This window comes from Saccharothrix tamanrassetensis (assembly GCF_014203665.1).
In the GTDB taxonomy this organism is placed as follows: Bacteria; Actinomycetota; Actinomycetes; order Mycobacteriales; family Pseudonocardiaceae; genus Actinosynnema; species Actinosynnema tamanrassetense.
This window is the reverse complement of record NZ_JACHJN010000003.1, coordinates 622,848-639,221: the sequence shown is the minus strand read 5'-3', so window position 1 is coordinate 639,221 and position 16,374 is coordinate 622,848. Positions and strand designations below refer to the sequence as shown.

The following is a 16,374-nucleotide window of genomic DNA, read 5'->3' as shown; positions in this document are numbered from 1 at the left end:
CACGAACCGGCCTCCGTGACACGTGTGACATGAGACGGACAGCCCGTCACAACTCGGCGAAAGCGGCTGTGGGCCACGCCTCTGCACGAGGTGTGGCCCACAGCCGATGCCGTCACTACGTCGAAGGAACGACCTCGAAGAGGTCTTCGAAGGTCATCGGCTTCAGCGCGATCAACGCCCCACCGATGAACGCCGCACCCGGCCGAAGATCCCCACTCTGCACCCGCTTCACGGTCGACCGGTTGACAGTCATCGCCTTCGCCAACGCGTAGTCCGAGTAGTACCCCGCGAGGTTCGCAGCCGTGCGAAAGGTCTTGGTACGGAGCAAGATCACGTTCGGCATACTCCCCTCCTCACTTGCCAGGGACTCACCGCAGGAGCAACGCCAACTGCTCGCCGGCCATCAGCGACTCACACTCGACCATCGGCGACAGCCACCGCGTCTGCTGATCTTCCGCCACCGCAGGCGGCAGAGGGATCGTCGCACCGATCGGGAACACGTCTTCCCCGATCAGCCCCCGCGACGAGGACACCAGGAACACGGCCGGGTTGGGCAGTGTCGGGATCACCACAACGGGCGTAGGACATTCGGCGAACGACTCGTGCGCCACAGCACGCTCCGCACGCTCCAACTCCACCCCTACCCCGACGAGATTCGGCTGAGTCACCGCCAACACCGAACGCGTCAACCGACTCGGCAGCACCGGCCACCAACGGCGCACCAAGTCCTCATCCGTGGTCGCCATGTCCTCCGGGCACAACGCCAAGGCGTCCCGCTCACGGCCGAAAACCGGGTCAACGTAGCCGTTGTCGAGCCACAAGGAACCCGGTATGACAGGCCACCCGCGCTCCACACAGTCCAAGGCCGTCTGCAAGCCGCCGCTCATCGCACCGACTCCCCACGTCCGGCGTCAGCGCCTTCCACCCACACCAGGCGAGCCGCCACTCCTGGCGGTTCGAAGGCACGCAACGCACCTTCCGGACGCTGGAGGCTCATGGTGAACGTGCCGTCTGCGGACACCACATCAGCGCGTTCCGGGAACGCCATGCCCCACGCACCCACTCGAGCGTCTTGTCGTTCGCCGTACTCCTGCACCACGGCGAACACGCGAGGTGCATTGTCGGTGACCATCCCCTGGATCAAGGCCGCGAACTCGGCTTCCGTGAATGAGGGAGGCTGGTCCGACTGCGCCTCTCCTGCCGAATCATCGGCCAGTACTGCTGTCATGATCTTGGTGTCCTTCCGTGGTTGTCCGGCCCGGACCCACGCGCGTTCAGCTTGCGGAGGTGCGCGCTCAGCACTTCCTCGAACTCGCCCAGGTGGTCTTGGATCTCGTGCAGTTCGTCACGGACCCGTATGGCCGCTTCGGTGCTCTCTTGACACTTCCTGGCGTAGTGACGGCCGATGACGACCACGTACACCGGAGGCAAGACCAGCCAGACGAGGAAGAGCACGGTTCCTCCCCAGTCGATGCCGACTGCCCTCTCGACCACGGCCACCACCTCCGAATCACCACTTCTGCGCCGACATCAGCGTCCGATGTGATCGACCTTTGGCAAAGGGCCTGCCGTGGACCTATTCGGACCCAGGTGGCCCTACACTGATCAGCGCTGACATCAATGGACGCGGAGGTCAGCCGATGAAGCCGGAACCGGAACACTCCCGGACGCTGTTCGGGGAGCTGCTGCGGCAGCACGGGAAGACCGCAGAGGGGTTCAGCAGGGAAGCCGCGCGGTTCGCCTGGGAGCGCGGCATCGACGCCACGCTCAGCCCACGACACGTGCGCCGGTTCGCGACCGGGCGGCGGGCGGACGGCCGACCTCTGGGGCCGGTTCGGCCGGGGACGCGGAGGCTGCTCGAGGAGATGTTGAGCGTGCCGGTCGAACAACTGCTGACCCGCGTAACGGCTAATTCTTCGCCGCAGCACGAGTGGTCGAATGAGGCTGCGGAGCTTCGGGCTCGCATCGCATCCGGGCGCGCTGTCGACAAGGAAACGGTATCACTTCTTCAGCAGAAGCTGGACCTCACGCGAGTCATTGATCGACGCCTAGGAGCGTCCACGTTGCTAGGCGAGCTGCGCGCTCAGATCGACCAGATGTGGCGGCTATTGAGTGATGTTCTGGACCACCGGACACGAATCAGTCTTGCGGGGGTTCTGGCGGACGCGTCGACTCTCGCCGGTTGGCAATCACTCGACCAAGGGCTGATTCGCGAGGCATGGGAGCACTACGACAAGGCACGCAGTGCGGCACGCGTCGCAGAATCGCGTGCCCTCGAAGCGTACGCATGTGCGGGGCAAGCCGTCGTATTGCTGGATCTCAGTGATACGACATCGGCAGTCGAGTTGACCAGCTATGCCTGTGAAACAGCTAAGGGCGAATCTCCCGACCTTCTCACTGCGTGGCTGTTCGCCGGTCATGGCGAGGCACTTGCCGCGAACGGCAACCAGGACAGCAGCGCACGGGCTTTTGACGCCGCGACACGTTCGATGCCCGAGCAACCAAGTGATGAGGCGGTCTCGTTCCTGGTTTTCGACCGGACCCACCTGACTCGATGGCGAGGCAGCGCACTCGCACGGCTCGGTGATACGGAAGCGGTCGACGTGCTTTCCGAAGTCCTCGATCACCTCGACCCGACATTCACTCGGGCCGAAACCGCGCTACGTGTCGACCTCGCGCAAGTGCTCACCGCGAAAGGCGAGCATAAAGAGGCAACAGCTCACGCGGAACGCGCGCGACTTCTCGCCGCGCAAGTAGGGTCGACGCGTCAGCGCCGTCGGCTTGAGGCGCTGACCCGCTGACGTCAGTTCCGAACGCGCTTGGGCATCCTCGACCCCAGGATCTCGGCGGCCTTGCGGTCGGACGCAGCTACCCAAGCAGCATAAACGCGCAGGGTGGTCGCGCCTCCCCCGCCGTGCCCAAGCCTGCCCGCGACCGTGCGGAGGTCCACCCCGGCCGTCAGCAACTCGGTTGCCGAATAATGGCGCAACTGCTTCAGGTGGGTCTTTATGCTCAACCTGTCAGCCATGTCCTTGTATCGCTGTGTCACGGCGTTCGGCGAGTACGGCTCTTTGTGATCAGGTGTGCGGGTACCGGTGAACACGAACAGGTCATCGGTGAATTCGCCACCCAGCGAGCGAACGCGCTCGGCGACACGTGCCCGATGTTCGCGCAACAGCGTCATGGTTTCCGAGTCGAGTGCGATACGGCGGATCTGATGAGTCTTGGTGTCCTTCTCCTTCCCGCCTACCCAGTTACGACGAAGGTGGATCATTTCTGTGTCAAGTTCAAGGCGATTGAAGCGGAGGCCGCAGAGTTCACCTCGGCGCATCCCCGTGGTCATGACCAACCAAACCAGGGTGCCCCAGTCATCGTCCATGCGGAAGGCTTCCTCGACTAGCCGCGCGGCTTGCGCGGGAGTCGGCGGGTCCGGCTCGGGTGGCTTTTGCTTCGGACGACGGGCCATCAGTGCGGGGTTGGTATCTATCCACTCCCAACGCGCGGCAGCGCCCAGCGCACCACTGAGGATCGAGTGGATCTGACGGACCGTGGACGCGGCCATGCCGCTGCACTTGTGCGCCTTGCACTTCTTCTCCGCACAGTCGTGCGAATCGCGTGACTTGTGCTTCTCGATGTACGGCTTGCCGTCACACCGCGCACGGCATCGGCGCAACTCGGTGTACAGGCTCTCCATCATCCGTGCGTTGACTTTTTTCACGGGCTGCCCGCCGATGGCAGGCTTGATCGTCCGTTCGATATAGCCGACGTAGGTCTTGCGCGTGCTGTCCTCGATATCGCTCGTCCGCAACCACTCGTCCAAGGCGAACGACAGCTCCACACTTGATTCTGCGGACCGCTGTTTGTTCACCTGCGTGCGGAATTCGGCGAGCTTGTTCTCCGCCTTGCGGTACGCGGCAACGTCGGTGCCGCGCACGGTGTCGACGAGGTAGACGGGCTTGCCTGTGACGGGGTCCTGCCCGGCGTAGAGCCGGACCTGAAGCGAGTTCCCGCGCTCCCGGATACTGCCCTTCGGGCGGCGCGCAGCACTAACTCTGCCCATGACCCCAGGGTACTCGTGGACAGGGCCATGGCCAGAGATCGACATCTACGATCTTGGTTCAGTTGTTTCGCCTGCTCAGGCGGTGTGCCCCCGGTGCGACTCGAACGCACACTGGACGGATTTTGAGTCCGCTGCCTCTGCCGATTGGGCTACGGGGGCCGGTGGGTGAGCACTCTACTGGATCAGGCGGACGGGCTGCCGCGTACCCCTCGGCCGCGGCTGCCCGTTCCACTCCGACCGCAACCGAGCGGCGGGTTTCGTCAGGGCGGCGACAGTCGCGGTCGCGGGTGGGCTGCGGGTGGGGCTGCGGTCAGGAGCGGACCAGGCGGCCGATTGCCGCAGTCGCTTCGGCCAGCTTCGCCTCGGCCACCTCGCCGCCCTCGGCCACCGCCTGGGCGACGCAGTGCTTCAGGTGTTCGTCCAACAGGCCCAGGGAGACCGCCTGGAGCGCCTTGGTCGCCGCCGAGATCTGGGTGAGGACGTCGATGCAGTAGTCGTCGTTCTCGACCATGCGCTGCAGGCCCCGGACCTGTCCTTCGATGCGGCGCAGGCGCTTGAGGTAAGCGTCCTTGTCCGCTGTGTAACCGTGCATCGCTCCTGGCCTTCCCTACCCTGGACGGGTACCCGTCCCCCAGGATAGGCCACTCGTCCGAGTGTGACGGGCACCACGCGTGACGGGTACGGGACGCCTCACATTTCGGGTCGAGTGGTTTAGCCCCGAAATGACCCGTCCGGGGGCATCAGTCACATTTTCGCGGCGAAAGGTTAGGCGATATTCCTTCCGTGCACTATGGTGTCGTCCGAAGCGTGTGGCGCAGATACAAGTCGACGGCAACACGCGCTATGCGAGCACACACGGAGGAACAGTGGCACAGCAGACCGTCGTCCAACTCATCGACGACCTCGACGGCAGCGAAGCCGCCGAGACCGTGACCTTCGCGCTGGACGGTGTGGAGTACTCCATCGACCTCTCCAAGGACAATGCGGACAAGCTCCGCGAGTCCCTGGCCGACTTCGTCGCCAAGGCGCGCCGCGCGGGTGGCCGCAAGCAGCGCAAGGGCACCGGCAAGAGCACGGTAAAGGCTGGTGACAAGGCCCAGGCGCAGGCCATTCGGGACTGGGCGCGGGCCCAGGGTCACCAGATCTCCGACCGCGGCCGCATTCCCCAGGGCCTGGTCGTGCAGTTCCAGGAAGCCCACGCCTCCTGACCTGGAGGTAGGTTATCCCCTGCGGTCGCCGACAAACCGGCCGCAGGGGTAACCGCAGGTCAGGCCGGTCTTCAACATTCACACCCGGTCCGGAAACGCGGTGCCGAGCAGGCTCAGCAGGGCGGTCGCCTTCACCGCCGTCTCCTCGAATTCCTCGGCCGGGTCGGACAGCGCGATGACCGCGCCGCCCACCCCGAAACTCACCTTGTCCCGGTCCGCCACCAGCGTCCTGATGACGATGCTGAAGTCGGCCGTTCCGGACAGTGAGAAGTAACCCAGCGCCCCGGAGTAGACACCACGCGGCCCGGCTTCCAGCCCGTCGATGATCTGCATTGTCCGGATCTTGGGGGCCCCGGTCATCGAGCCGCCGGGGAACGCCGCCCTAACCGCCGCGACGGCCGAACTGCCGGCCCGAAGTCGCGCCCGAACGGTGCTGACGAGCTGGTGCACGGTGGCGTAGCTCTCCACCGCGAAGATCCTGGGCACCGCCACGCTGCCGACTTCCGCGCAATGGCCCAGATCATTGCGCACCAGGTCCACGATCATCAGGTTCTCCGCACGGTCCTTCGCGCTGGTCGCCAAGGCTGTGCGCAAAGCCCCGTCCGCCTCGGGCGTCGCCCCGCGCGGCCGCGTGCCCTTGATTGGCTCCGATTCCACGACACCCCGGCGGTCCACTCGGATGAACCGCTCGGGTGAAGTGCTGAGCACCGAGAGTGCGCCGAAACGGAGCAACGCCCCGAACGGGGCGGGGCTTTCCGCCCGCAGGAAGCGGTACGCCTGCCACGGGTCCACGGCGCCCTGCCAGGTCACCATGTTGGTCAGGCACACCTCATAGCTCTCGCCCGCCGTGATGGCCTCTTGGCAGGCGTCCACGAGTTTGAGGTAATGCCTCCGGTCGTGCCGCAGCCGAACGGAGTCCGCCACGCCGCCGTTCGCAGGCACCCCTGCAATCGGCTCCTCCGCCACGGGCCGTCCGTCGAACGCCTCCAGGAACGCCGCGGTGCGATCCGTCCACCCGTCCGGGTCGGTCAACGTCAACAGGTATACGCACCGCTCCAGATGGTCGAAGACCAGCGCCCGATCGGCGAAGACGAATGCCGCATCGGGTTGCTCCGAACGGTGTGCCGCCTCGCCGCCGCATTCGGCTTTCAGCTCGTAGCCGAGGTAGCCGACCCACCCCAGGGCGAACTCGAACGGCACGTCCGGCGGCACCACCCGGTGGGCCGCCAGGTCGGCCTCCAGCCAGTCGAAGAACGGCCCGTCGAACGAGGTGTCCCCCACGGTGACCCGTCCGGTCCACACGTCGTAGGTGGCCACTCGCGCCAACGGCCCGCCGGCATCCCCCATGACGGAGAACCGCCCCCGCTCCCCCGCCAGGCTGCTGTCGAGCCAGAACGCGTCCGAGGAGGCCCCGTACAGCGCCGAGAACACCCGTTCCGGTGAGGGGTGAACCTCCACGCGCCGCACGGTCACTTCCCGCGCAGGGGCCTGCACAGCCGCCGGGAGCACGGGAGCGGCCGGGACCACGGGTTCCGCCGTCCCCACGGACCCGCCGCTCAACTCGCGGAAGTTCGTCAGCAGCTCGCGCCCGTACTCCGTGCAGATCGACTCGGGGTGGAACTGCACGCCCCACGCGGGCCGCGAACGGTGCCGGACCCCCATCAGCACGTCGTCCGAGGACGCCCACGCCACGGCTTCCAGCTCGGGGGGAAGACCAGTGACGGCCAGCGAGTGGTACCGCACCACGGGTAACGGCGAGGGCAGCCCGGCGAACAGGTCGACGCCGGTGTGCCGGACCAGGTCGACCACCCCGTGCCGGGGCGCCACCTGCCCGACCGAAGCGCCGTGCGCCAGGCACAACCCCTGGTGGCCGAGGCACACGCCGAGGAGCGGGAGGTCCGCGTGGTCGATCACCGCGCGGCACAGGCCGAAGTCGGAGCGGTTCTGCGGGCGGCCGGGACCGGGTGAGATCACCACGTTGTCGAACCGGCGCAAATCGGACATCCGGAACCGCGGGTCGTCATTCGCGATGACGACCGGTTCGCGTCCGTTCACCTGGGCGAGGTACTGGAACAGGTTGAACGTGAACGAGTCGTAGTTGTCGATCAGCAGGGTCCGCATGGCAACACAGCACGGTACCTGCACCGCCACCCGGTCGGAGTACCCCGGAGGGGCCGGACACATCCGGCCCCTCCGGTCCTTCCCCGGATCAGTCCAGGTGGTACTTCGCGTCGGTGGCCTGTGCCACCAACTGGTCACGGGTGAACGGCAGCGCGTCCAGCGCCGGGTGCCCCGACCGGACGAACCCCTGCGCCTGCCCGACCATCACCACCGTGCCGTCGTCGTGCTTGTAGATCACCAACTGGTCGAGGTCCGGCCGATCGCCGCCGGCATCGGCGGTGATGAAGCCGACCTTCCGACCGCCGACGTCGAGCACCTCGCAGGTGCCCTGGATCGCCCAGGCGCGCTCGGTCGCATCGCACGGCGAGGAGATCGACCCGAGTTCGCCGCCCTTCGTGGTGACCTGGATCCACAGCTTCCCGATCGCCGAGGAGTCGCCCTTGCGCGCCACCGGGGTGGCGGCCAGGTACTCCCAGACCTCCTTGCGGCCGTCGTAGTAGTCGCTGAACTGCGACTGCGTGTGCCGCAGGTTGCCGGTGAAGCGCTGGTCGACCGGCTGCTTGTCCACTGCCTGGTAACCCTGCGGGAGAGCCGAGACCAGGTCGTTGAGCATCCTCACCGACTTGTCCGCGCGTGGCCCGCTGGTCTGCGTCCGGTCGGTCTGCCCGTTCGGCCACTCCGGTCCCGTCTCGTTCATCGGCACCACCGACCCGGTCGCCGACGGGTTGCCGGTGGGCGTGACGGCGGGCGGCGTCGGCGAGATCGACGACGGTGTCGGCGACCCGGACGACTGCCCGCCCGCGTCGATCACGGCACCGCCGCCGGCACCACCGGTGAACTGCGGCACCAGCACCGCGCCGACCGCGATCGCCACGACCGCGAGACCGGCCACCGCGCCGCCCAACGTGGCCCGGCGCCGGCGGTTCGCCGCCCGGCCGGCCTCGACCGCAGCCTCCGGGCTCATCGAGGGCGGCGGGCTGCTCGCCACCATCGCGTCCTGCAACGCGTTCTTGAGTTCGTGCTCGTTCATCGCACCTTCTCTCCCTGCTGCGGGGTGATCAGGCCGCGCAGCGTCTGCAGCCCCCGCGCGGCCTGGCTCTTCACCGTTCCCTGGGAACAGTTCAACGCCCTGGCGGTCTCCTCGACCGACAGGTCTTCCCAGTACCGCAGGACGAGGACCGCGCGCTGCCTCGGCGGCACCTCGGCCAGTGCCGCGAGCAGCACCAACCGGTCCTCCGCCGACCCCCGACCGACGCTCGCGGTCTCCGGCGTCGAGTCGCTCACGCGCTCCTTGCGGAACCAGCCCCGGCGCAGTTCGGACACGAAGGTCCGGACCAGGGTCTGCCGGGTGTAGGCGTCGAGTGCCTCGTGCCGGTTGATCCGCTTCCAGGCCACGTACAGCTTGGTGAACGTGGCCTGGACCAGGTCTTCGGCACGGTGCCAGTCGCCGCACAGCAGGTACGCCGTGCCGCGCATGGCGTCGGACCGCGCCGCGAAGTACTCCGCGAACGCAGCGTCCCGGTCACTCATTCGTCCTCCCCATCCCGCGGTACGGGCTAGTCACGCGCGTGGAGCCCCGCACGGTTGCACCGATCCCGCGGGTTTCGTGGAGACTTGGCACCACACCACTCGGGAGGCCCTGCGTTGTTCGTCGTGCTGTTCGCCGTCGTCATGGGCGCGGCCCACTACTACGTGTGGCGACGGGCCGTCCGCGACACCACCGTGCCCGGCCGCGCCCGGCGCATCGGCACCGGGGTCGTGGTCGGGTTGTTCGTGCTGCTCATGGCGGGTCTGAGCCTGAACGTGGCAGCCCTCGCGTGGCCCGGGTACCTCTGGCTGGCCTGTGCGTTCTACCTGGCGATCCTGTTCGGGGTGCTGGAGATCCCCCGGTTGCTGCTGAACCGGGCGGCCCGGCGGGCGCCGGTGGCCGTGGGCGGATCGCCGGCGGAACAGCCGGTCGCGGCGGGTGGCCGGGCGAACGGGCAGCCGGTCGCCCGCACCGATCCCGGTCGGCGGTTGTTCATCGCCCGGTCGCTGGCCGTCGTCGGTGGCGCGGCCACGGCCGGCCTGGTCGGGTACGGCACGACGCAGGCCCTGGGCGACCCGGTCGTCAAGCGCGTGCCGGTGACCCTCGCCAAGCTGGACCCCAGGCTTTCGGGTTACCGCATCGCCGTGGTGAGCGACATCCACCTCGGCCCGCTGCTCGGCCGTTCGCACACCGAACGGATCGTGCGGATGATCAACGAGCAGCAGGTGGACCTGGTGGCCATCGTCGGCGACCTGGTCGACGGCACGGTGGAGGAGTTGGGCGAGGCGGCGGCTCCGCTGCGCGACCTGGTGAGCACGCACGGCGCGTACTTCGTCACCGGGAACCACGAGTACTACTCGGGTGCGGAGCCGTGGCTCAAGGAGCTGGACCGGCTCGAAGTGCACCCGCTGCGCAACGAACGGCTGCGCGTCGAACGGGCCGGCGCGGCGTTCGACCTCGCGGGTGTCAACGACGTCACCGGCGCGAACTTCGCCGACGGGCCGGACTTCGCACGCGCGCTGGACGGTCGCGACAGCGCCGACCCGGTGGTGCTGCTGGCCCACCAGCCGGTGCAGGTGCGGGAGGCCGTGAAGCACGGCGTGGACCTCCAGCTGTCCGGCCACACGCACGGCGGCCAGATGTTCCCGTTCCACCTCGCGGTCGGCTTGCAGCAACCGGTCCGCAGCGGTCTGGCCACCTTCGACGGCACGCAGGTCTACACCAGCAACGGCGCCGGGTTCTGGGGTCCACCGGTGCGGGTGGGGGCTCCGCCGGACATCACGTTGGTGGAGCTGCATCACAACTTCGCCCGCCGATAGCGCTTTCTTCACCGGGAGCGCTTAGAGTGGACGGCCGTGCCAGCTCACGGTTGCGGAGGGGGATCCCTAGCGAGATGAAGACGAGCTTTGCCGGCCAACGGCTCCACCACGAGGCAACAGCTCGTATTCGTCGTTTCCTGGACCATGAGCAACCCGGCACCCCTTGCCTGGTCATCGACCTGCCCACGGTGCGCGACCGGTTCACCGCGATCCGCGACGCCCTGCCCGGGGTGGGGATCTTCTACGCGGTGAAGGCGAACCCGACGCCCGAGGTGGTCGCCCTGCTGGCGGCCGAGGGGTCGAGCTTCGACGTCGCCAGTCCCAACGAGATCGACCTGTGCCTGGCCCAGGGTGCCGCGCCGGGGACGATCTCCTACAGCAACCCCATCAAGAAGGCTCGGGACATCGCCTACGCGTACGGGCGCGGCGTGCGGCTGTTCGTGTCCGACAGCGAGCACGACGTGCGCGCGGTCGCCGAGCACGCGCCGGGTTCGTCGGTGATGCTGCGGATCTTGGTCGACACCAAGGGATCCACCTACCCGTTCGGCAAGAAGTTCGGCTGTGCGCCGGAGATGGCCACCGACCTGCTGCGGCTGGCCCGGGACCTGGGCCTGGTGCCGCTGGGCGTGGCGTTCCACGCCGGGTCGCAGCAGCTGGACCCGAACGGCTGGGACGGCGCGATCGCGGACGCCGCCGAGATCACCGCGAAGCTGCGCGCCGAGGGCGTCGAACTGTCAACCGTGAACCTGGGCGGCGGTCTGCCCGCCGGCTACCTCGACCCCTTGCCGCCACTGGCGGACTACGCCGCCGCCATCACCGCGTCGGTCTCCCGGCACTTCGGGGAGTTCGCGCCGAAGGTGATGGTCGAGCCGGGTCGCGCGATCGTGGCCGAGTCCGGGGTGCTGCGCGCCGAGGTCGTGCTGGTGTCGAAGAAGTCCTATTCGGACGAACGCCGCTGGGTGTTCCTCGACATCGGCCGCTACGGCGGGCTCGCGGAGACCGAGGGCGAAGCGATCGCGTACCCCCTGCGCACCAGCCGTGACGGCGGTGCGGCCGGACCGGTGGTCATCGCCGGGCCGACGTGCGACGCGGACGACGTGCTGTACCAGGACACCTGCTACGACCTGCCGCTGGACCTCCGGGCGGGCGATCACGTGGACCTGCTGTGCGCCGGCGCGTACACCACGAGCTACTCCTCCGTGGCCTTCAACGGCTTCGAGCCGTTGGCCACCTACTGCGTGCGGTGAGCACGCTCCCTGTTTGTCCCACGCTCTACCACCTTGCAGAAGATGTTTGGAGTGATTGATGTCCGAAGTCCCGTGCGAAACCGAGCCGGTCGGCTTGTTCGCAGGACAGCACGTGCTGGCCGAGTTGCAAGGCGTGAGCCCGGAGCTGCTGGATGACGAGCAGTTCCTGCGACACGCGCTCGGCGAGGCGCTCACCCAGGCCGATGCCACGGTGTTGGAGGTGGTCTCCAAGCAGTTCGAGCCGCAGGGGGTCACCGTGCTGGCCCTGCTGTCGGAGTCGCACGCGTCCATCCACACGTATCCGGAAGTCGGAGCGGTGTTCGTGGACGTGTTCACCTGCGGCACGCGCGCCAAGCCCGCGCTCGCGGTGCAGTTGCTGGCCGACGCGCTGGGAGCTGAGTCCGCACGGACGGACACGATCAGCCGGGGTACCCGGGTTCCCGCGCTCGTCGGTGAGGAGAAGTCTTGATCCGCGAACCACTCGCGGCCGGTCTGACCAGGCTCTGGGACGTCGAGGACGTCGTCGTGGACACCCGGACGAAGTTCCAGCACCTGGTCGTCGCCCGCACTGCCCAGGGTTTGTCGCTGTTCTGCGACGACGACCGGCAGAGCACCGAGTTCAGCCAGTTGACCTACCACGAGGCGCTGATGGTGCCGGCGCTGCTGCTCGCCGACCGCGTCGACCGCGTGCTGGTCATCGGGTCGAGCGAGGGTGTGGTGTGCCAGATGGCGGTGGCCGCGGGCGCTTCCGCGGTCGACCACATCGACATCGACGAAGAAGCCGTGAAGCTGTGCGCCGAGCACCTGCCTTACGGCTACACGCCCGAGGAACTGGGCGCGGCCGAACAGGGCGAAGGCCCTGTCCGGGTGCGGTACACCGACGGCTGGGAGTACATCCGCACCACTTCCGAGCGTTACGACATCGTCCTGGTGGACCTGCCGGACGAGCGCGAGGAGGAGGCGCAGCACAACCGCCTGTACGGCGAGGAGTTCCTGCGCATGTGCAAGGCGCTGCTCACTCCGGGCGGCGTCGTGGTCACGCAGGCCGGCTGCCAGACCATGTGGCGCAACGGCACCTTGATCCGTTCTTGGCAGCGGTTCAACGACGTGTTCGGCACGGTCGCCTACTACGGCTCGGACGAGCACGAGTGGGCTTACCTGTTCGGGCGCGCCGACGAGGTGACCGACCCGACCGCTCTGATGATCGAACGGCTGGCCGAGTGCGGCTACCGGCCGGAGACGATCGACGACCTGGCCCTGCTGGGCAACTCGATCCCCCCGTACCTGGTGCGGCAGTCACTGGCGTAGCCCGCTCGCACTGAGGCCCGTTCCCGTTGCCCGCAACGGGAACGGGCCTTTTCGTCAGCCCCCAACGCCCCACCCGCAGCACTTCCCCAGGCCGCGCCCGCGCGGCGGTGCTTCAGCACACACGTGTGCTTCGTGTTCTCCCCGTACGGCCTGGGCGAAGCCCGACCGCGCTTGGGTTGGTGGTGCAAGCACGCTTCACCGCTTGCACCACCAACCCAAGGGTGGTTGCCTCCGGCAGGCCGTACAGGGAGGGCACGAAGCACTTCCCCACTCCTTGGGGGCCTGCCCGTCCGGCGAGGACGCTTTTCTCTTTTAGCGTGATCGGTCACCGACTAATTCGATCTTCCGGGCCCCAGAGCGGCCACCGACCAAGATCTCGATCGCTCCACGCCCACAAGCGACGCTCGCCGCTGGGCAGACCTCCGGGGAGGAAGAGCAAAAACTAGTGTTCTCCCCGCATGACCTGGTCAAAGACAACCACCCTTGTCCTTGGGGCGCAAGCGAAAAGCGTGCTTGCGCCCCAAGGACAAGCGCGGTTCGCTGCGCGCAGGCCATACGGGGAGAACACGAAGACAGCGGTCTGCGCGGCAGCGCCGGGTGCTAGCCGAGCGAGCGCTTGAGGAACTCCACTTGGAGCAGCAGGAGGTTCTCCGCTACCTGCTCCTGCGGGGTCATGTGCGTGACGCCCGACAAAGGCAGCACGGTGTGTGGGCGGCCCGCTGCGAGCAGTGCCGACGACAGTCGAAGGGTGTGCGCTGCAACGACGTTGTCGTCCGCCAAGCCGTGCACGATCATCAACGGGCGCTCCAGCTTCGGGGCGTCGTCGATGAGCGAGTTCGTGTCGTAGACCTCGGGCCTCTCGTCCGGGTGTCCCAGGTAGCGCTCGGTGTAGTGGGTGTCGTAGAGCCGCCAGTCGGTGACCGGCGCGCCGGCGATGCCCGCGTGGAACACGTCCGGGCGGCGCAGGACGGCCAGCGCGGACAAGTATCCGCCGTACGACCATCCCCGGATGGCGACTCGGGTCAGGTCCAGGTCTTCCTCTTGTGCGGCAACGGCGTGCAGTGCGTCCACCTGGTCGTCCAGCGTCGCACCCGCGAAGTCGAACGCGATCGCCCGTTCCCACTCGGGGCCACGGCCGGGGGTGCCGCGGCCGTCGACGACGAGCACGGCGAAACCCTGGTCGGCCAACCACTGTGATGCGAGGTAGGCATTGCGAGCGCTCAACACGCGCTGGGCGTGGGGGCCGCCGTACGGGTCGAGCAAGACGGGCAGCTTGGTGCCACTGGTGTGCCCGGTCGGGAACAGCAACGCAGCTCGCAGGCCGCGCTCACCGACGGTCAGCAGCCGCACTTCCGGCGTGAGCACAGGGGTTTCGGCGAACGAACCGATCTCGCCGCCGGTCGACACGGTGGTCCGCGCACCGAAGTGCCCGAGACCGCTGGACGACAGCACGAGGACGTCACCACCGCGCACCGCGCCGTGCACACCATCCTCAGTGGACAGTCGCTCGACGCCATCCGCGTTCACCCGGTAGACGTGCACCTGGGTCGGGTCGTCGGTGGAAGCGGTGACGAGGACGTCCTCGGCGACGTCGAGCACGGAACGCACCTGGAACCCGTCCGGCGTCCACACCTCATCACCGACGAGCAGCCTGTTCGCACCGTCCACGGGCAGGACCCGCACGAGCTTGCCGTCCGGCGTCCAGCCCGGCGCGCCGGGCACGATCTCCAGCCAGTGCGGGTCGGTGTCGTCGGCCACCACCTCCACGCCGTCCGGCCCCACCGCGAGCACCTGCACGTGGCGCTGGTCGCGGGACTGCACCTGGAGCAGTGGCCGGCCGTGCGACGACCAGCTCGCCGTCGTGAGGTACGGGAAGGCCTCGCGGTCCCAGGAGATCGGCGTGCGGGTGCCGTCCGAGCCGATGATGAACGCTTCGACGACCGCGTTGTCGGTGCCCGCCGCCGGGTAGGCGATCTCGGCGGCCGGGGTCGCCGGGTTGGCCGGGTCGGCGATGTACCAGCGCGACACCGGGGCGTTGTCCACCCGTGCGGCGAGCACGTGCTCACCGTCCGGCGAGAACCAGTAGCCCCGGTAGCGGTGCATCTCCTCGGCCGCGATGAACTCGGCCAGGCCCCACGTGACGTCCGGCCCGTCCGGCTCGGCTACCGCCCGGTCCTCGCCCGAGGCGAGGTCCACGACGTGCAGCGCGCCGTTCGCCACGTAGCCGACCTTGCGGCCGGTCGGGTCCAGCCGGGGGTCGATGACGCTGCCCGCCGCCGGCAGCTCGCGCACCGCGCCGGAGGCCAGCTCGACCACGAACAGCCGCCCGGACAGCGCGAACACGGCCTGCGCCACGTCGGTGTCCGTCGCGTACCCGACGATGCCGGCGGCCTGCTCGCGACTGCGCTCCCGCCGTGCCCGCTCCTCCGGCGACAGGTCCTCCGGGTCGGCGAGCAGGGTGTCGGGGTCCACCAGGAGCTTCTCGGCGCGGGTGGCGGTGTCGAACACCCACAGCCCGTTCGCCCGGCTGGTGGCCGTGGCGGTGCGGAGGAAGTAGACGTGGCCGCCGTCGGGTGTGACGGTGAAGGTCCGCGGAGCCCCGAGGGTGAACCGCTGGGTGCGCGCTTGCTGGCGCGGGAAGGAGATCGCGTTGCCCACGGGGACACCTTATGGCCTCACCTGCCCGTGACGCGGTTGCGACGACCGCAAGCTCCCCCTCGGACCCCCGGTAGTCCGACGTTCGTCGGCGACCCCTGTCCTGGTGCACCGCTGAACCGGACCCCCGGGGTGGCCGTAGTCGTCGGTGGAGCGATTGACGGACCGAGGAGGAGTTGAGTGTGATCCGACGAAACCGCATCGCCATCGCCGTCGCGGGCGGCATGGCGGCCGTGCTCGCGCTGGTCGTGTGGAGTTCGAACGCCGTGGGCTTGCAGGGCACGAAAGTCGCGCAGACCGAGCAGGTGGGCGCCGCCGCGCAGGCCGACTACGGGGACGTCCCGGCCGCACCTCCCGCCGCCGCGACGCCCGCCGAGGAACCGCTCGTCGAACCGCCCGCCACCCCAGCGCCCGCGGAGGAACCGGCCGGTCAGGCCGCGCCCGCGCCCACCGGGGCGTCGGTCACGCTGGTGGCCAAGAGCGTGCCGAAGATGGGTGACGTCGTGCAGGACGGCGACGGCCGCACGCTGTACCGGTTCGACAAGGACGCGCCGAACCCGCCGAAGTCCAACTGCGAGGGCAAGTGCGCCGAGACCTGGCCGCCGCTGCTGGCCAGCGGCGCGCCGAAGCTGGAGGGCGTGGACCAGTCGCTGGTCGGCACGGTCAAGCGGGCCGACGGCACCGAGCAGGTCACGCTGGCGGGCTGGGCGCTCTACACGTACGCCAAGGACGAGGCGCCGGGCCAGTGGAAGGGCCAGGGCGTCGGCGGCACGTGGTTCGTGGTCCAGCCGAACGGCAAGCGCAACGTCGAGTGCCTGCCGCCCGGCGTCACGGCACCGGCCGCGTAGCCCGCCCCCGCACGCGCCAACGGGAAGACCGTCCCCCGAAGAACGTGATCCCCCTCGGCCTGGGGTTGGGCCGAGGGGGA

At 68.5% G+C, this 16,374-nt stretch carries 17 protein-coding genes and 1 tRNA gene; 7 read left to right on the top strand and 11 right to left on the bottom strand.

Going from position 1 to position 16,374, the window contains the following annotated elements; genetic code table 11:
• Positions 1 to 115: 115 nt before the first annotated feature.
• From FHS29_RS12145 to FHS29_RS12130, 4 genes are all read right to left on the bottom strand, one after another.
• Positions 116 to 343 carry a transcriptional regulator gene (locus tag FHS29_RS12145; RefSeq protein ID WP_184690678.1) on the bottom strand — a complete coding sequence of 76 codons (228 nt, stop codon included), beginning with the start codon at positions 341 to 343 and terminating at the stop codon, positions 116 to 118.
• Positions 344 to 368: 25 nt separating this feature from the next.
• On the bottom strand, positions 369 to 746 hold the full coding sequence (locus FHS29_RS12140; protein ID WP_184690677.1) for a hypothetical protein: 378 nt from the start codon (positions 744 to 746) through the stop codon (positions 369 to 371).
• Between the two features lie 137 nt (positions 747 to 883).
• The gene (locus FHS29_RS12135) at positions 884 to 1,228 is read right to left on the bottom strand and encodes a hypothetical protein (protein WP_246440166.1); all 345 of its coding nucleotides are present in this window, start codon (positions 1,226 to 1,228) and stop codon (positions 884 to 886) included.
• Positions 1,225 to 1,494, bottom strand: coding sequence for a hypothetical protein (locus FHS29_RS12130; RefSeq protein ID WP_184690676.1), 270 nt, complete (start codon positions 1,492 to 1,494; stop codon positions 1,225 to 1,227). Before FHS29_RS12130 ends, FHS29_RS12135 begins: the two co-directional genes overlap by 4 nt.
• Before the next feature lie 146 nt (positions 1,495 to 1,640).
• Here FHS29_RS12130 and FHS29_RS12125 point away from each other — a divergent pair, with 146 nt between their 5' ends.
• Entirely contained in the window at positions 1,641 to 2,801 is a 1,161-nt protein-coding gene (locus FHS29_RS12125) for an NsdA family TPR-like regulatory protein (protein WP_184690675.1), read from the top strand.
• Positions 2,802 to 2,803: 2 nt separating this feature from the next.
• Here the strand turns inward: FHS29_RS12125 and FHS29_RS12120 are convergent, their stop codons facing one another.
• The 3 genes from FHS29_RS12120 to FHS29_RS12110 all read right to left on the bottom strand — a co-directional run bounded on the left by FHS29_RS12120 (position 2,804) and on the right by FHS29_RS12110 (position 4,652).
• A complete protein-coding gene (locus FHS29_RS12120; protein ID WP_184690674.1) occupies positions 2,804 to 4,060 on the bottom strand; it encodes a site-specific integrase in 1,257 nt (418 codons plus the stop codon).
• A gap of 85 nt (positions 4,061 to 4,145) precedes the next feature.
• Positions 4,146 to 4,219 (bottom strand) — tRNA-Leu (locus FHS29_RS12115).
• Positions 4,220 to 4,370: 151 nt separating this feature from the next.
• Complete coding sequence (locus tag FHS29_RS12110; RefSeq protein WP_184690673.1) at positions 4,371 to 4,652, bottom strand: metal-sensitive transcriptional regulator; 282 nt, start codon at positions 4,650 to 4,652, stop codon at positions 4,371 to 4,373.
• Positions 4,653 to 4,926: 274 nt separating this feature from the next.
• On the opposite strand from FHS29_RS12110, the gene FHS29_RS12105 reads away from it, so the two are divergent.
• Positions 4,927 to 5,268: a histone-like nucleoid-structuring protein Lsr2 gene (locus FHS29_RS12105; protein ID WP_015104119.1), complete on the top strand. Its 342-nt coding sequence runs from the start codon at positions 4,927 to 4,929 to the stop codon at positions 5,266 to 5,268.
• A 78-nt stretch (positions 5,269 to 5,346) separates the two neighbouring features.
• Here FHS29_RS12105 and pabB read toward each other — a convergent pair whose 3' ends face one another.
• The 3 genes from pabB to FHS29_RS12090 form a co-directional block, all read right to left on the bottom strand.
• Positions 5,347 to 7,389, bottom strand: a complete 2,043-nt coding sequence (gene pabB / locus FHS29_RS12100) for an aminodeoxychorismate synthase component I (protein ID WP_184690672.1) — start codon at positions 7,387 to 7,389, stop codon at positions 5,347 to 5,349.
• Positions 7,390 to 7,477: 88 nt separating this feature from the next.
• Positions 7,478 to 8,419, bottom strand: coding sequence for a hypothetical protein (locus tag FHS29_RS12095; RefSeq protein ID WP_184690671.1), 942 nt, complete (start codon positions 8,417 to 8,419; stop codon positions 7,478 to 7,480).
• A complete protein-coding gene (locus tag FHS29_RS12090; RefSeq protein WP_184690670.1) occupies positions 8,416 to 8,919 on the bottom strand; it encodes a SigE family RNA polymerase sigma factor in 504 nt (167 codons plus the stop codon). Before FHS29_RS12090 ends, FHS29_RS12095 begins: the two co-directional genes overlap by 4 nt.
• A gap of 123 nt (positions 8,920 to 9,042) precedes the next feature.
• Here FHS29_RS12090 and FHS29_RS12085 point away from each other — a divergent pair, with 123 nt between their 5' ends.
• The 4 genes from FHS29_RS12085 (at position 9,043) to FHS29_RS12070 (ending at position 12,791) form a co-directional block, all read left to right on the top strand.
• Positions 9,043 to 10,236, top strand: coding sequence for a metallophosphoesterase (locus FHS29_RS12085; protein ID WP_376774419.1), 1,194 nt, complete (start codon positions 9,043 to 9,045; stop codon positions 10,234 to 10,236).
• Between the two features lie 74 nt (positions 10,237 to 10,310).
• Positions 10,311 to 11,483, top strand: a complete 1,173-nt coding sequence (locus FHS29_RS12080; RefSeq protein WP_184690669.1) for a type III PLP-dependent enzyme — start codon at positions 10,311 to 10,313, stop codon at positions 11,481 to 11,483.
• A 58-nt stretch (positions 11,484 to 11,541) separates the two neighbouring features.
• Positions 11,542 to 11,952, top strand: a complete 411-nt coding sequence (gene speD, locus FHS29_RS12075) for an adenosylmethionine decarboxylase (protein WP_184690668.1) — start codon at positions 11,542 to 11,544, stop codon at positions 11,950 to 11,952.
• On the top strand, positions 11,949 to 12,791 hold the full coding sequence (locus FHS29_RS12070; protein ID WP_184690667.1) for a spermidine synthase: 843 nt from the start codon (positions 11,949 to 11,951) through the stop codon (positions 12,789 to 12,791). Before speD ends, FHS29_RS12070 begins: the two co-directional genes overlap by 4 nt.
• 600 nt (positions 12,792 to 13,391) lie before the next feature.
• On the opposite strand, the gene FHS29_RS12065 is transcribed toward FHS29_RS12070, so the two are convergent.
• A complete protein-coding gene (locus FHS29_RS12065) occupies positions 13,392 to 15,449 on the bottom strand; it encodes a S9 family peptidase (RefSeq protein ID WP_184690666.1) in 2,058 nt (685 codons plus the stop codon).
• Positions 15,450 to 15,628: 179 nt separating this feature from the next.
• Here FHS29_RS12065 and FHS29_RS12060 point away from each other — a divergent pair, with 179 nt between their 5' ends.
• Positions 15,629 to 16,294 carry a hypothetical protein gene (locus tag FHS29_RS12060; RefSeq protein WP_184690665.1) on the top strand — a complete coding sequence of 222 codons (666 nt, stop codon included), beginning with the start codon at positions 15,629 to 15,631 and terminating at the stop codon, positions 16,292 to 16,294.
• Positions 16,295 to 16,374: the final 80 nt, after the last annotated feature.

Excerpts from the sequence above, each read along its gene's own strand:
- FHS29_RS12135 (WP_246440166.1), bottom strand. The coding sequence starts at position 1,228 with ATGACAGCAGTACTGGCCGATGATTCGGCAGGAGAGGCGCAGTCGGAC.
- FHS29_RS12090 (WP_184690670.1), bottom strand. The coding sequence starts at position 8,919 with ATGAGTGACCGGGACGCTGCGTTCGCGGAGTACTTCGCGGCGCGGTCC.
- FHS29_RS12140 (WP_184690677.1), bottom strand. The coding sequence starts at position 746 with ATGGCGACCACGGATGAGGACTTGGTGCGCCGTTGGTGGCCGGTGCTG.
- FHS29_RS12095 (WP_184690671.1), bottom strand. The coding sequence starts at position 8,419 with ATGAACGAGCACGAACTCAAGAACGCGTTGCAGGACGCGATGGTGGCG.
- speD (WP_184690668.1), top strand. The coding sequence starts at position 11,542 with ATGTCCGAAGTCCCGTGCGAAACCGAGCCGGTCGGCTTGTTCGCAGGA.
- FHS29_RS12080 (WP_184690669.1), top strand. The coding sequence starts at position 10,311 with ATGAAGACGAGCTTTGCCGGCCAACGGCTCCACCACGAGGCAACAGCT.
- FHS29_RS12120 (WP_184690674.1), bottom strand. The coding sequence starts at position 4,060 with ATGGGCAGAGTTAGTGCTGCGCGCCGCCCGAAGGGCAGTATCCGGGAG.
- FHS29_RS12110 (WP_184690673.1), bottom strand. The coding sequence starts at position 4,652 with ATGCACGGTTACACAGCGGACAAGGACGCTTACCTCAAGCGCCTGCGC.
- FHS29_RS12145 (WP_184690678.1), bottom strand. The coding sequence starts at position 343 with ATGCCGAACGTGATCTTGCTCCGTACCAAGACCTTTCGCACGGCTGCG.
- FHS29_RS12125 (WP_184690675.1), top strand. The coding sequence starts at position 1,641 with ATGAAGCCGGAACCGGAACACTCCCGGACGCTGTTCGGGGAGCTGCTG.
- pabB (WP_184690672.1), bottom strand. The coding sequence starts at position 7,389 with ATGCGGACCCTGCTGATCGACAACTACGACTCGTTCACGTTCAACCTG.